14 protein-coding genes are annotated in these 14242 nt (G+C 68.4%); 5 read left to right on the top strand and 9 right to left on the bottom strand.

Going from position 1 to position 14242, the window contains the following annotated elements:
* Positions 1–47: 47 nt before the first annotated feature.
* The 7 genes from phoB to FHS94_RS06080 are packed head-to-tail and all read right to left on the bottom strand — an operon-like array spanning position 48 to position 7043.
* Positions 48–740, bottom strand: a complete 693-nt coding sequence (gene phoB / locus FHS94_RS06050; RefSeq protein ID WP_184055689.1) for a phosphate regulon transcriptional regulator PhoB — start codon at positions 738–740, stop codon at positions 48–50.
* Between the two features lie 3 nt (positions 741–743).
* The gene (gene phoU, locus FHS94_RS06055; RefSeq protein ID WP_184055691.1) at positions 744–1445 is read right to left on the bottom strand and encodes a phosphate signaling complex protein PhoU; all 702 of its coding nucleotides are present in this window, start codon (positions 1443–1445) and stop codon (positions 744–746) included.
* Positions 1438–2196, bottom strand: a complete 759-nt coding sequence (gene pstB / locus FHS94_RS06060) for a phosphate ABC transporter ATP-binding protein PstB (RefSeq protein ID WP_184055693.1) — start codon at positions 2194–2196, stop codon at positions 1438–1440. The genes phoU and pstB overlap by 8 nt, the downstream gene beginning before the upstream one ends.
* Complete coding sequence (gene pstA, locus FHS94_RS06065) at positions 2193–3407, bottom strand: phosphate ABC transporter permease PstA (protein WP_184055695.1); 1215 nt, start codon at positions 3405–3407, stop codon at positions 2193–2195. Before pstA ends, pstB begins: the two co-directional genes overlap by 4 nt.
* Positions 3400–4770 (bottom strand): phosphate ABC transporter permease subunit PstC, encoded by a 1371-nt coding sequence (gene pstC / locus FHS94_RS06070; RefSeq protein ID WP_184055696.1) that lies wholly within the window; start codon positions 4768–4770, stop codon positions 3400–3402. Before pstC ends, pstA begins: the two co-directional genes overlap by 8 nt.
* Entirely contained in the window at positions 4767–5780 is a 1014-nt protein-coding gene (locus tag FHS94_RS06075; protein ID WP_184055698.1) for a substrate-binding domain-containing protein, read from the bottom strand. The genes pstC and FHS94_RS06075 overlap by 4 nt, the downstream gene beginning before the upstream one ends.
* A gap of 36 nt (positions 5781–5816) precedes the next feature.
* Positions 5817–7043, bottom strand: coding sequence for a sensor histidine kinase (locus FHS94_RS06080; RefSeq protein ID WP_184055700.1), 1227 nt, complete (start codon positions 7041–7043; stop codon positions 5817–5819).
* Positions 7044–7258: 215 nt separating this feature from the next.
* Between FHS94_RS06080 and FHS94_RS06085 the strand changes: the two genes are divergently transcribed.
* The 5 genes from FHS94_RS06085 (at position 7259) to FHS94_RS06105 (ending at position 13216) form a co-directional block, all read left to right on the top strand.
* Positions 7259–10609, top strand: a complete 3351-nt coding sequence (locus tag FHS94_RS06085; RefSeq protein WP_184055702.1) for a glycosyltransferase — start codon at positions 7259–7261, stop codon at positions 10607–10609.
* Between the two features lie 94 nt (positions 10610–10703).
* A complete protein-coding gene (locus FHS94_RS06090) occupies positions 10704–11114 on the top strand; it encodes a hypothetical protein (RefSeq protein WP_184055704.1) in 411 nt (136 codons plus the stop codon).
* 16 nt (positions 11115–11130) lie between these two features.
* On the top strand, positions 11131–11391 hold the full coding sequence (locus tag FHS94_RS06095) for an HPr-rel-A system PqqD family peptide chaperone (RefSeq protein ID WP_184055706.1): 261 nt from the start codon (positions 11131–11133) through the stop codon (positions 11389–11391).
* Entirely contained in the window at positions 11388–12218 is an 831-nt protein-coding gene (locus tag FHS94_RS06100) for an HprK-related kinase A (protein WP_184055708.1), read from the top strand. Before FHS94_RS06095 ends, FHS94_RS06100 begins: the two co-directional genes overlap by 4 nt.
* A complete protein-coding gene (locus FHS94_RS06105) occupies positions 12215–13216 on the top strand; it encodes a nucleotidyltransferase domain-containing protein (RefSeq protein WP_184055710.1) in 1002 nt (333 codons plus the stop codon). Before FHS94_RS06100 ends, FHS94_RS06105 begins: the two co-directional genes overlap by 4 nt.
* Here the strand turns inward: FHS94_RS06105 and FHS94_RS06110 are convergent.
* Both FHS94_RS06110 and FHS94_RS06115 read right to left on the bottom strand, forming a co-directional pair.
* Positions 13191–13529 (bottom strand): hypothetical protein, encoded by a 339-nt coding sequence (locus FHS94_RS06110; protein ID WP_184055712.1) that lies wholly within the window; start codon positions 13527–13529, stop codon positions 13191–13193. The genes FHS94_RS06105 and FHS94_RS06110 overlap by 26 nt on opposite strands.
* Entirely contained in the window at positions 13526–14209 is a 684-nt protein-coding gene (locus FHS94_RS06115) for an HAD-IA family hydrolase (RefSeq protein WP_184055714.1), read from the bottom strand. The genes FHS94_RS06110 and FHS94_RS06115 overlap by 4 nt, the downstream gene beginning before the upstream one ends.
* Positions 14210–14242 lie beyond the last annotated feature (33 nt).

A 14242-nucleotide genomic window follows, 5' to 3' on the forward strand; every position in this document is an offset into this window, starting at 1 on the left:
AGCCAGGAAGGCGACCCCCGAACGCGCGAAGGTCCGCTTGGGTCCCGTTACTCTGCCGTATCGAGTGAATAGCCGGCTGAGCGGACGGTGCGGATCAGATCGGGTGCGCCGGGCAGGTTGATTGCTTTGCGCAAGCGTCGAATGTGCACGTCAACAGTGCGGCTTTCGATGTCACTGTCGTGCCCCCACACCGCATCAAGCAGTCGTTCGCGCGAAAATACCCACCCGGGATGTTCCAGGAAGTGGCGCAACAAGCGAAACTCAGTCGGACCAAGCGGCACTACTTGCCCACCGCGCCGTACCTTGTGACCGACCGTGTCCATTTCGATGTCGGCAAAGGTCAACGATTCACCTGCAAGCGCCGGGCGCACCCGCCGCAACACGGCACCGACGCGCGCCACCAGTTCGCGGGGGGAAAATGGTTTCGTGACGTAATCATCCGCCCCGGTTTCCAGGCCCCGAACCCGATCCTCTTCCTCGCCACGGGCGGTCAGCATGATGATGGGCACGTTCTGGGTTTCGGGCAGCCGGCGCAGGCGACGGCATACCTCCAGCCCCGACAAACCCTCTATCATCCAGTCGAGCAGGACGATGTCGGGCGCCGCCTCGCGCGCCATCAGCAGCGCTTCCTCACCATCCACGGTCTGGCGCACCTCGAAATCCTCGCGGCGGAAGTGCCAGGCGACCAGTTCGGCCAGCGCGGCGTCATCTTCGACCAGCAGCATGCGTGCTTTTGGCAAGGCTCAGTTCTCCTCGTCCGCGCCGCGTTCGGGCATCCGTGTCCCGGCAGCGGCGAAATAGACCATTTCGGCGACGTTGGTGGCATGGTCGCCGACCCGTTCCAGGTTCTTGGCAACGAACAGCAGCTGCGCGACCTGGCTGATCGTGCGCGGGTTCTCGACCATATAGGTCACCAGCGTGCGAAAGATGCTGTCGTAGAAGTCGTCCAGCGCCGTATCGCGGCGGCGCACTTCCAGCGCGGCGGCAGGGTCGCGCGCGCCGAACGCATCGAGCGCGTCATGCACCATCTCCTGCGCCATGCGGGCCATGGCGGGCAGCGTCGACACGGGCTCGATCCGATGCTCGCTTTCGACGGAGGGTACGCGGCGGGCGATGTTCTTGGCGTAATCGCCAATGCGCTCCACCACGCCCGCGATCTTCAGCGCGGCGACCACCTCTCGCAAGTCGTCGGCCATGGGCGCGCGCAGGGCGATGATGCGGACGGCCGTGCGCTCCACCTCTGCTTCCAGGGCGTCGATGGTCCGGTCGGCCGCGCTGACCTGTTCAGCCAGCGCCAGATCGCCGCGCTGCAACGCCAGCATGGCCTGGCCGACCGCCTGTTCGGCAAGGCCACCCATCTGGGCGACGAGGCCACGCAGCTGCCCGATCTCCTGATCAAAGGCGGACACGGTGTGGGTGGCGTGGGGGTTGCGGGAATCAGCCATAGCGACCGGTGATGTAATCCTTGGTGCTGGTGGCACGCGGGTTGGTGAAGATGTCCGACGTGTCGCCATATTCGACGAGGCGGCCAGCGTAGAAAAAGGCGGTTCGCTGCGACACGCGCGCTGCCTGTTGCATGTTGTGGGTCACAATCGCGATGGCGTAGCGGCCGCGCAGCGCGCCGATCAGCTCCTCGATCCGCGCGGTGGCGATCGGGTCCAGCGCGGAGCAGGGCTCATCCATCAGGATGACTTCGGGATCGACCGCCAGCGCGCGCGCGATGCACAGGCGCTGTTGCTGGCCGCCGGACAAGGCGGTGCCGCGATCGTCGAGCCGGTCCTTTACCTCATCCCACAATCCCGCGCGCCGAAGAGAGGTTTCGACCACTGCGTCCAGCTCACCGCGTCCGCGCGCCAGGCCGTGGATGCGCGGGCCATAGGCGACATTGTCGTAGATCGACTTGGGGAACGGGTTGGGCTTCTGGAACACCATGCCGACCCGGGCGCGTAGCTCCACCACGTCCATGTCGCGGGCGTGGATGTCCTGGCCGTCGAGCTCGATGGAGCCCTCCACACGGGCGCCGGGCACCGCGTCGTTCATGCGGTTGAGCAGGCGCAGCAGGGTGGACTTACCGCAGCCCGACGGGCCGATCAGCGCGGTGACGTGCTGCGTGTCGATGTCGATCGACACGTCGTCGAGTGCGCGCAGGTCGCCATAATAGGCACTGACGTGGCGGGCGGACATCTTCACCGTCATGAGCGCCGCTCCGCCCGTGCGCGCCAATAAACCGCGCCGCCGTTGAGCACGAGAAGCAGCAACAACAGCACGATGATCGCGGCGGAGGTGTTTTCCACAAAGCCGCCGTCGACCTGATCCGACCAGAGAAAGATCTGGACGGGCAGGGCGGTGGCGGGACGGGTCAGCCCGTCGGGAGCCGCCGCGATAAAGGCGCGCATCCCGATCAGCAGCAGGGGCGCGGTTTCCCCCAATGCGCGCGCGCCGCCGATGATGGCGCCGGTGAGGATACCAGGCGCGGCGAGCGGCAGGACGTGGTGGAAGACGAGCTGGACCGGCGATGCGCCGACCCCCATCGCAGCCTCCCGCAACGAAGGCGGCACCTGCCGGATCGCGCCGCGCGCGGTGATCACGATCACGGGCAGCGTCATCAGCGCCAGTGTCAGCCCACCGACCAGCGGGGCCGAACGCGGCATTCCGAGCGTGCCCAGGAACAGCGCGAGCCCCAGCAGCCCGAAGATGATGGAGGGGACAGCGGCAAGGTTGTTGATCGACACCTCTATCAGCCCGGTCCAGCGGCTCGGCCGGGCGAACTCCTCGAGGTACACGGCCGCGGCTACCCCGATCGGGGTAGCGAGCAGCAGGGTCACGGCGATGGTCAGCAACGAGCCTTTCAGTGCGCCCCAGATCCCGGCGCGGGTCGGATCGGTCGCATCGGAGGAGGTGAAGAAGTCCCGATCGAACTCGCTGTCGAGTGCGGGCTTCAGCTGCTGCATTCGGGCAAGGACGGGCCCGCTTCCCGTGCCATGTTTATAGGCGATGTCGATTGCGCTCGTGACGGGCACATGGATGACAAAGGGCCGGGCAAGCAGGTCAGGGTGCCGACGCACGGCATCGCGTACCGTTAGCCATGCGCCATCGCCCAGCAGGGTGGGGCCATCACTGCCGAAGGCGCGGGTTGCGGCGGCATCGACGCTTCGCTCCAGGCCGGCGCCGGTCAGAGCCAAGTTGGCGCTTCTTCCCGTAAGGGTGCGGGCATCGACGGGCAGGTGGGTGAGGTCGACCGGCAACGCCACCGTGGTCCGCACAAAGCCCGTGACCCCGTCCACGGCGATCGTGGCGACCAGAAAAGCCAGGCACGCGAGCGCGATCATCACCGCACCCTGGCAGGCGAGGCGAAAGCGGCGCTCGGCCGCGTGGCGGCGCGCAAGGCGGGCGCGGGACCTAGTCATAGCGTTCACGATAGCGACGCACGAGGCCGAGCGCCGCGAGATTGAGGCACAAGGTCACACCGAACAGCGCCAGTCCGAGCGCAAAGGCGGCCAGCGTCTTGGGACTGTCGAACGTCTGTTCCCCGGTGAGGAGGTCGACGATCTGACGGGTCACGGTGCTGGTGCTGGCAAAGGGGTTTGCGGTTAGGGTCGCGACGCCGGACGCCGCCATGACGACGATCATGGTTTCGCCAATCGCCCGGCTGACGGCGAGCATGATGCCGCCGGCGATGCCGGGCAGCGCGGCCGGCAACAGGACGTGGCGCACCGTTTCCGCGGGCGTCGCGCCGAGCGCCAGGCTAGCCTCCCGCATGGCAGACGGGACGGCGGCGAGGCTGTCGTCCGAGACAGAGGAGATGAAGGGCACGATCATGATGCCCATCACGAGCCCCGCCGCCAGGGCGCTTTCGCCCGACGCGTCGGCATAGCCAAGAGCCATGCCGAGATGCCTGACCGCAGGGGCGACGGTCAGCGCCGCGAAATAGCCGTAGACCACCGTTGGCACGCCCGCGAGCACTTCCAGAGCGGGCTTCAACACCCGCCGCGTCGTCGACGCTGCATATTGCGAAAGGTAGATGGCGCTGAGCAGGCCCAGTGGTACCGCCACGGCCATCGCGATTCCGGCGCCGATGAAGAAGGTGCCCCAGAACAGCGGCAGGGATCCCAGCGAGTCGCCGGGCGCGGCCGGGTCGATCGACTGCGGGCTCCAATGCGTGCCCAGCAGGAACTGCCCGGGCGAAACCAGGCTGAAGAACCGGCCCGACTCCCAGAACAGGCTGGCGAGGATGCCGGCCGTGGTCAGGATCGCGACCAACGACGCGCCGAGCAGCAGCAGTGTGACCAGTCGCTCTACCTGGCTGCGGGCGCGGAACCCTGAATGGACCTTGGCCAGCGCCGCAAAGCCGGCGCTGAGCGCGAGGCCGAGCGTCGCCGCCGTGGCGATCCAGTTGAAGCGGACCTGCACGGTAGCGTAGCGTCGGGCGAGATCGCGGGCGAGGCCGTGGAACGCGCCCGTCGCCGTCCCGTTCGCCAGCGCTCGCGCCTCGGCCAGCAGCGACGCGCGTGTGAGCCCCGTGGGCGGCAGCGCGGCTGCGGCAGGGTCGCGCAGCACCGCATCGGTGACCATGCCCGGTGCATTGATCTGCCAGGCGGCCAGGAAGGCAAGCGAGGGGAGCAGAACCCACAGCGCGGCAAACCAGCCATGTTGGGCAGGAAGCGATCCGAACTTGCCCGACCCGCCGAACTGGTAAGCGCGCGCGCGGGCTACCTGCCAGAACAGCACTGCCAGCCCGACAACCAGGATAACGAGCGTTGATCCTTTCACGATGGTAGGCCCATCGGGTCGAGCGGCGTTTCGCGCTGGATCGCCGACAAGGATTGCGCCTGCACAGCCGGGCTTGCCGGGATCAGCCCGCGCCGGGCAAGCGCACCGCCATCGCCCCAATTGGCGGCGTACAAACGCAAAAAGGTACGCAGGCCCGGCACTGCCGCCAGATGCGCCGCCTTGACGTACAGAAACAAGGGGCGGGCACCGGGATAGCGGCCGGCGGAGATCGACGCGCGGGTGGGCTCGACACCGTTGATCGGCACCCCGGCAAGCGTTCCCCCGTTTTCGGCAAGGTAGCTCCAGCCGAAGATGCCGAGCGCGGCCGGGTTGGCGGACAATTTGCGCACGATCAGATTGTCGTTCTCACCCGCGTCGGCATAGGCGCCATCTTCACGCAGGCGGGTGCACGCCGGACCTGATCGCCCTTCCACCGCGCGGCAGCCAGGCAGCAGGATGAGCTCCGCAAAGGCATCACGAGTGCCGCTGGTGGCGGGCGGGCCATAGACCAGGATCTGGCTGGCAGGGAGGGCCGGATCCACATCCGACCAGCGACGCGCGGTGTTGGGCCGTCCGCCCGGTGCCTGCGCCAGTGCGCGATAGAGTTGGGCCGGGGTGAGCGCGATCGGCGGGCCGGCGCGGGAGCGACCGATGGCGATGCCGTCCAGGCCCAGTTGCACCTCGACCAGCCGGTCGACGCCATGGGCGGCGCAGTTGCGATATTCGCTCAACCGGATGCGGCGGGATGCGTCCACGATGTCGGGATAGGCGGCACCGACGCCGGCGCAGAATAGCCGCATGCCAGCGCCCGTGCCGGTTTCCTCTATCACCGGTGGCTCGGCATCAACGTTGGCCGCGAGATACTGTTCGGCGACGGTCGTGGTGAAGGGATAGACGGTGGACGAGCCAACGGCCGAGATCGAGTCGCGCGTACCGAGCCCCCCGCTCGCCTGATCGTGGCAGGCGGCGAGCAGCAGCAGGATTGCAGGCAGGAGTTGGCGGAAGCCCATGATCGTTTCCGCCAGTGTGACACGGGCGTTACCGGATCATGACAGCGCGGCCGGAGCGGCCGGCAGTGTCACGGTGACGGTGGTGCCTTCGCCCACCCGGCTGGCGATGCGCAGACGCCCGCGGTGCCGCTCCACGATGTGCTTGCAGATGGCGAGGCCCAGCCCCGTTCCCCCGACGGAGCGGCTGCGCCCGGCATCGACGCGATAAAAGCGCTCGGTCAGGCGTGGCAGGTGTTCGGGCGCGATGCCCTCGCCACGATCGACCACCGTCAGGCGCACCCCAGCCTCGCCATCGCGGGCGAGGACGGCGGTGACGGGAGTGCCGGTGCGGCCGTATTTCAGCGCGTTGCCAAGCAGGTTGTGGAACAGCTGTGACAATTGCGGCCGGTCGCCGATGACGGAGGGCAGCGTGGGGTCGAGCTGCACCTCCAGATCGTCCGCCCGCCCGTCCTGCGCCGCGCGAAGCTCGACCTCCACTTCTTTCAGCAACCCGCGAAGGTCGACCCTGGCGGAGGGTGGGCGATGTTTGTCCGCTTCGATCCGCGACAGGCTGATCAGGTCGCCGACCAGCCGCTGCATCCGGCTCGCCTCGTTGCCCATGATTTCCAGGAAGCGGTGACGGGTCGGAGGATCGTCGCCCGCCTCGTCCTGCAAGGTTTCCACGAAGCCGAGGATGGAGGCGAGCGGGGTGCGCAGTTCGTGGCTGGCGTTGGCGACGAAATCGACCCGCATCTTTTCGGCGGCGTGCTGGGCGGTGCGATCGCGCAGGTGAACGATGCGGCGGGCATCGGCCGTGGCCCCGACCCGCATTTCCCAGCGCTGGTCGATGCCGCCAAGGCCGGCGAGTTCCACCGCCTCGCCGGGCTGGCCGTCAGCGATCAGTTCGGCCGCGGCGGGGTGACGGATGGCGAGCCGTGGGTCCTCGCCCACGATATGCTGCCCCAGCGCGTCGCGCGCGGCACGGTTGGCGGCGGCGATCCGGCCGTCGCCGACCACCAGCACCGGTTCGGCGATCGCATCCAGCACATCGGGCAGCAGGGGCGTTGCCTCCGCAGTAGGGGTGGCCGGCGCGGCGCCAGTGTCGAGCGGACCTGCCGCGGCGAGGGCGGCGATGGCGCTGCCGACCAGGATCACAGCGGCGACATCGATGCTCGCGCCTACCGCCAGCGCAGCGACGGCAGTGGCAAGGGCGGCCAGCAAGCCCCAGCGAACACGGGGGGCGAAGCCGGTCAGCACGGGCGCGCGTTGCGCGTCAGTGGCCATGGCCCCGCCGCCTTCCATGTCCCAGGCCAAGCCTGTTGACCTGATAAACTCCCGTTCATGACCTGCGTCATAGGCGATCAACAGCTATTCGCCCAGCCAGCCACGATCAGCGGCGTTGCGCAGCGCCATTTACCGACCCATAGCAGCACCCGCTGCCAACGCTGGAACCTTGCCGTGTCGCGCCATCACGCCTTTGCCGCAGTTCGGGTACCTATGTGAGCGAGCAGCCTGTATTCTTCGACCCCTCGGGCCGGCGGCGGCGCCGGTTTCTTCTGGCCAGCCTGGCATTCGCGACCTTGTTGATCGTGTCGCTGGTGGCGTTCGCGGCGACGATCCTGGCCGTCGCGACGCCCCGGCCGCTGCCCTTCACCGTGGAGCGCCCGCCCATGCACGGCGCGGCGGTGCCGGGGGTTGGCGGGCATCAGCCGGTGCGGGCGATCGGGCGTGCGCTGGGTTACATGGGGCATTTGTGGCGCGGGCCGAGCGGATCGGCCGCGACGCCGCTCGCCATCGCCTTTCATGCGCCCTGGGACGAGGCGAGCACGGCATCGCTCCGCCGCCATGTGAACCAGCTCGATTGGGTGGTGCCGGGCTGGATGTCGATCACCGGGCAAGACCACCGGATTACCGACTTCCCTGATCCGGCGGGCAAGGCGATCCTGTCACAGGCGACGCATCGACCGCTGGTGCTGCCGATGGTGCAGAACGCGTTGAATGGTGAGTGGGACACGGCCGGGACCGTCGCGCTTTTCGCCGATCCGGCGGCCAGGGCGCGGACGCTTTCACGGGTCGAGGCGTTGCTGGCGGCGAACCACGCGGACGGCGCCTTTTTCGATTTCGAGCAGCTGCCCGCCGCCGCGCAGCAGAATTACCGGCGATTCTTGTCCGAAGCGCATGACCGCTTTGCCAAGCGCGGCTGGACGGTGGCGATCGCGGTGCCAGCGGATGACCCGGCCTGGAACCTGCGCGCCTATGCGCGGGTCACCGACAAGCTGTTCCTGATGGCGTATGACGAGCATTACCAGGGCGGCGACCCCGGTGCGATCGCGTCGCAGCGTTGGTTCGAGACGGTGGTCGCGCGGGCGGCCCGAACGGTGCCACCAGCCAAGCTGGTCGTCGCGGTCGCGTCCTATGCCTATGACTGGAAAAAGGGCGGCGACACCGACGCGCTGTCGGTGGAGGAAGCCTGGCTTGCCGCGCGCGATTCCAGCGTGACGCCGACCTTCGACAAGGCGACGGGCGAGTCGCATTTCGGCTATTCCGAAGCGGGTGCCGATCACCAGGTGTGGATCGCGGACGCGCCCGCCGCCTACAACCAGCTTGCCGCGCTGGGTCGGGCCGGTATCCGCCAGGTCGCGCTTTGGCGGCTGGGCAGCGAGGACCCCGGCCTGTGGCGGTTCTTTGGTCGCCATCACCCGACACTGCCGCCCGCAACCGTGATGGGCGCGATCCCGGCCGGCACCGAGGTCGATATCGAGGGAGCAGGCGAGATCTTGCGTATCGGGGCGACCCCGGTTGCCGGGCAGCGGCGGATCGCAACGGCGCGCGACGGCACGGTGTCGGACGTGCGCTTCGAGCGGCTGCCATCGCCGTTCCTGATCCAGCGGACGGGCTACAAGCCGGGGCTGGTTGCCCTGACCTTTGACGATGGACCCGACCCGACCTGGACACCGCGCATTCTCAATATTCTGAAGGCAAAGGGCGTTCCGGCGACTTTCTTCGTCATCGGCGAGAATGCGCTTACGGAGCGCCGCCTGCTCGACCGCGAAGTTGCGGAAGGAAATGAGGTAGGCAGCCACACCTATACCCACCCCAACCTTGCCACCGTGTCCGAGGGGACGACCGCGGTCGAGCTGAACGCGACGCAACGGCTGTTCCAGGCCTTTACCGGCCGGTCGCTACGCCTGTTCCGTGCCCCGTACTTCGGTGATGCGGAGCCGACCACGGCGGACGAAATCGGGCCGGCGCTCGACGCGCAGCGGCTCGGCTATCTGTCCGTAGGGCTTCACGTCGATCCGGGCGATTGGACCCGGCCGGGGGTGCAGGCGATCATTGATCGCACGGTGGCGGGCGTGGAGGCATCGAACGACGAGCGTAGCGGCAATGTTGTGCTGCTCCACGATGCCGGTGGCGACCGGTCGCAGACGGTGGCGGCGCTGCCCGCGATCATCGACCAGTTGCGCGCCCGCGGCTATCGCTTCGTGCCCGTGTCGGAGCTTGCCGGCCTATCGCGCGCCGCGGCGATGCCGCCCATTTCCGCATCCGATCGGGCGGCGGCGCGCTGGGACCTGATCCTGTTCACGACGCTGGGCGACCTGACCATTGCCCTGCGTTGGCTGTTCCTGATCGCGGTCACCCTGGGCATTGCCCGCGCGCTAGTGCTGTCGGGCCTGGCGCTTCGGCAGGCGCGGGTGGAGGGGCGGACGGTGTTTCCCGCGATCGATCCGGCCCGGCGGATTACCGTGCTGATCCCGGCCTTCAACGAGGAGCGGGTGATCGAGCGCGCCGTCGCCCGGGTGCTGGACAGCACGGATGTCGATGTGCGGGTGATCGTGATCGACGATGGCTCCAAGGATCGCACCAGCGCGGTGGTGGAGGAGGCCTATGGCACAGACCCACGCGTCCGGCTGCTGACGCTACCCAACGGCGGCAAAGCGCGTGCGCTCAACCAGGCATTGTCGCTGGTCGATACCGAGCTGGTGATCGCGCTGGATGCCGATACGCAGTTCGAGGCAACCACCATTGCGCGCCTGGCCCGCTGGTTCGTCGATCCCAAGCTCGGCGCGGTGGCGGGCAATGCCAAGGTCGGCAACCGCATCAACCTGGTCACCCGTTGGCAGGCGCTGGAGTACATCACCGCACAAAATCTGGAGCGCCGCGCCCTGGCGAGCCTTGACGCGATCACGGTAGTGCCGGGCGCGGTGGGGGCATGGCGGACGGAAACGTTGCGGCAGGTCGGCGGCTATCCGGCGGACACGCTGGCCGAGGATCAGGACCTGACCATCGCCATCCAGCGCGCAGGGTGGAAGGTCACCTATGACCAATATGCCGTTGCCTGGACGGAAGCGCCCGAAAGCTTCCGCGGCCTTGCCAAGCAGCGGTTCCGCTGGGCCTATGGCACGCTGCAATGTCTGTGGAAGCACAAGGGCATCATCGTGTCCGGCAGGCCCCGTGGCCTTGCCCGGGTGGGCTTGCCCCAGGCGGTGCTGTTCCAGGTCCTGCTGGCCGCCATTTCGCCGATCATCGACCTGGCGCTGGTCGCCAGCATCGTGGGAACCTGGCTGCGGGTTGCGGCGCATGGCTGGGCGCAGACGCAGGGCGACGTGATCCAAATGGCAATTTACTGGAGCCTGTTCACCGCCGCCGACCTGTTGGCCGCCGTGATCGCCTTTGCGCTGGAGCGGCGCGAGCGCTGGCGCTTGTTGTGGCTGCTGATTCCCCAGCGGATCGGGTATCGCCAGATCATGTACTATGTCGTCGTAAAGGCGCTGGTCCAGGCGATGCGCGGTCCGTGGGTGGGGTGGGGCAAGCTGGAGCGGAGCGGGCACGTCACCGCGGGGCGCTAGGGCTCGGGCCAACGTTCCGTCCCGTTGCGGCACGTGGAGGCCGCTTGCTCCGGCTTCACGATTGTGAAAGGGCGAAGGGGTACCAAGGGCCAAGATGAGCGACGCCGACCGACCCGACGACCAGCCGAATGGGCCCGCGACGACGACCCGTCGCCGGGCGCTGATGATCGGCGCTGGCGCTGGCGCGGCGGTGCTGTCGATCCGACCGGCCCTGGCGCAGACTGCCGGCTCGGTGCTTGCCTGCGAGATCCCGGTTCCGGACCCCGGTCGCGCGGGCAGCTTCATCGCGCCTGATGGCAGCACGGTGCCTGCCGGCACGCAGGGAGCGTTCGCCCCGCCGGGCCGCGCGTTCAAGGGCGAGGAGGTCAAGCGCGCGCTGGCCGGCAGTCAGCTGCCCGGCACCAGCATGGAAAGCAATCGCGCCTACGTGAACTACATTCGGCGGCTTCAGCGCGGGCAGGGTGGCTTCACTTGTTTCGCCTCGCTCCAGATGCCGCGCGCCTGACCCGGACGGAAGCAGCGTGATCTATCGCGCGCCGCCAGCCGATGCGCTGTTGGCCGAACCGATCGACGCCTTCACGGCTGTTTATCATCGCCCGTCGGGGCAGACCCACCTGCTTGTCGAGCCCGCGCCGGAGATCCTGGACGCGCTCGGGCGAGATGGCCTGACCTTGGCCAAGCTTCGCGCGGCACTGGCCGAGCGCTATGACCTGACCGAGGCAGACGATCTGGCAGAGCGGCTGGAGGAGCTGGTCGCGGCGGGGCTGGTGAGCGCGGCGTGAAGGTTCGGGTGGGGCCGGCAAGCTTCCGGGTCGGATCGGCCTGGAGCCAGCCATTGGCGCAATTGCGCGCGCTCTACGCCGACTATCCGCCGGGCGACAGCGTTCCTGACTTCACCGTTCGACTGGAGCCGACCCGTCCGTGGCGGCGCTGGGTACGGCCGTCCGTGGCGATTGCAGGCGATTACATGCTGCCTGAGGCTGCGCCCCTGCCGCTTGCCCACGCGCTGCTGGCGGCGGAAATGGCCATGAACCTGCAGGTGGCGCTCGGCTGGCGACGTCACCTGCTGCTCCACGCGGCGGCGGTCGAGAAGGACGGGCGCGCGCTGGTGATGACGGGAGAGTCGGGGGCGGGCAAGTCGACGCTGGCCGCGATGCTGATGCGTCGTGGCTGGAGGCTGCTGGGCGACGAGTTCGCGCTGGTCGACCTCCACAATGGCTCGCTGCACCCGTTCCCGCGCCCGATCAGCCTGAAGAACGACAGCATCGCGGCACTCGCCGGGGAAGGGCGCTGGGGGCCTGAACTGGTGGGAACGCCAAAGGGCACGATCCGGCATCTCGTCCCCGACGCGCTGGCGCTGGCGGGGATGAACCGGCAAGCGATGCCGGCGATGCTGCTGTTCCCGCGGTACGGGTTCGCACCGGCGACGCGCGCGGTGCCGGCCAGCGAGGCATTCGTGCGGTTGACGGCCGCCTCCACCAACTATGCCAATCTCGGCGAGCCAGGATTTCGGGCACTCACCCGGCTGGTGCGTGAGGTGCCCACAGTGGCGGTCGACTACCCCGATGGTGCGTCGGCATTGGCGATGGTTGACGAGATTTGGGGATGACCGATGCGCGCCTGCTGGCGGCCGCGCTTCGCAATCCGGCCTCCACCACCGCGCTGGATGGAGAGGGCTGGACCGCCCTGTTGACGATGGCGCGGGCCGAGCAACTGGCCGGTACGCTCGCGTGGCGACTGGCGGGGCTGCCGCTGCCTGCCGAGGTTCAGGACTGGCTTGCCGATGCCCAGGCGGGCGCGGTGCAGGCGCGGCGCACGGCCTTATGGGAGGCGGAGATGGCGCGCCGGGTGCTTGCCCCGCTCGGCACCCCCCTCATCATGCTGAAGGGGACGGCCTATGCGGCCGCCGGGCTGATGGCGGGGCAGGGGCGGCAGATCGGCGACCTCGACCTGCTGGTTTCGCGCGACCAGCTGGCGGCGGTTGAACGCGCCTTGCTTGGCGGCGGGTGGGAATGGGTCAAGCCCGACGCCTATGATGACCATTACTACCGGACATGGATGCATGAGCTGCCGCCGCTGATCCATCGTGAGCGGGATCGCATGATCGATGTGCACCATACGATCCTGCCCCCGACCGCGAGGCCCAGCCCTGATGCCGCGGCCTTGGTCGCGAGCGCCGAACCGCTCGGCAACGGCCTGTCCATCCTCTCTCACGCCGACATGGTCGTCCACGCGGCTGCGCACCTGTTGGCCGATGGCGACCTTGCCGGGGGCCTGCGCAACCTGTGGGATGTGCATTGCCTCCTGACCGAGTTCGGTGGCGAGGGGGTCGACGAGCGCGCCGTGTGCCACGGGCTCCTGCCGCAGGTCATGCGTGCCGGCCGGCAAGCCCATGCGCTGTTCGGTACGGAGGTTCCGGAGAGCTGGCGAAAGTGGGACAGCCTCGACCGGCTAATCCAGCGGCGGGTGCTGGCGCGCGATGGCTGGGGCCGGGCAGTTCGACCTGCGACCAGGGCCGCCTTTTATGTCCGCTCGCACTGGCTGCGCATGCCGCCGGGGCTGCTTGCGCGGCACCTTTGGATCAAGTGGCGGCGCGGCCGCGCCTGACGAGGCGGACGACCAACAGGACAGCCGCGATCGCGATCGTGTCCGCGATCCAGTCCTTGATGTCGCAGTCGCGGTGCAACGCCGGGATCGACTGGAGCACTTCGATCAGCGCACCCAGGAACGACAGGTGCTCCCCGATCCGAAACAGCGGCTCGCGCGGGTAAGCCAGTGCTGCGAGCAGGGCGAGCGTTGCAAAGGCGAGCATGTGCCAGTTCTTGTCGCTCGACGGGAGCGACGGCGGGTGCGGGGCGAGAGCCATGACCACGGCGAAAATGGCTGCGGCGACCAGGGCGATCCGCCAGAAGCTTGTCATGCGGCCGATCCCAACCGGACGAGCGTCGGGATGAGTTCGTCGTAATGATCGATCACAGCCTCTGCGCCGAGCGTTTCGACCGGCTGCTGGAGAAAGCCGAAGCTGCAGGCGACCACCGGCAGGCCCGCCGCCTGCGCTGACTGGACGTCGTAAACGGAGTCGCCGACAAAGGCCGCGCTGCCGCCGCCGCAGCGCTGCACCATGGCGAGCACAGGGTCGGGCGCAGGCTTGCCGCGGCCGGGGCCCATCGTGTCACCCCCGATGATCGCGTCGAAGCGCGACGTGAGGTGCAGCGCGTCCAGCACCTCGCGCGCCAGATGCTCGAGCTTGTTGGTCACCACCGCCAGCCGCACGCCCCTGCCAGTGAGGTTGTCCAGCGCGGCCAGGCAACCGGGGAAGGGCTGCGTCTTGTCGGCAATGTTGGCGGCATAATAGTCGAGCAGCCGGCGCTGAAGCACGTCCAGCTCCCCCTCCGTGCACCCTCCGGTCGCGGCCATGCCCTGGGCCAGCATGTGACGCGCCCCGCCGCCAATCATCGGGCGCACCTCTTCGACGCTGAGCGCAGGTCGCCCGACGCTGGTCAGCGCGTGATTTACCGCTGCGGCGAGGTCGCCGCTGGTGTCGAGCAACGTGCCGTCGAGGTCGAACCCGACGATGCGGAAAGGAAAATCAGCATTCATGACGCGCGCGAGTGCCAGCAGGGCTATGGCTTT

The organism is Sphingomonas aerophila (assembly GCF_014199305.1).
GTDB lineage: Bacteria > Pseudomonadota > Alphaproteobacteria > Sphingomonadales > Sphingomonadaceae > Sphingomonas > Sphingomonas aerophila.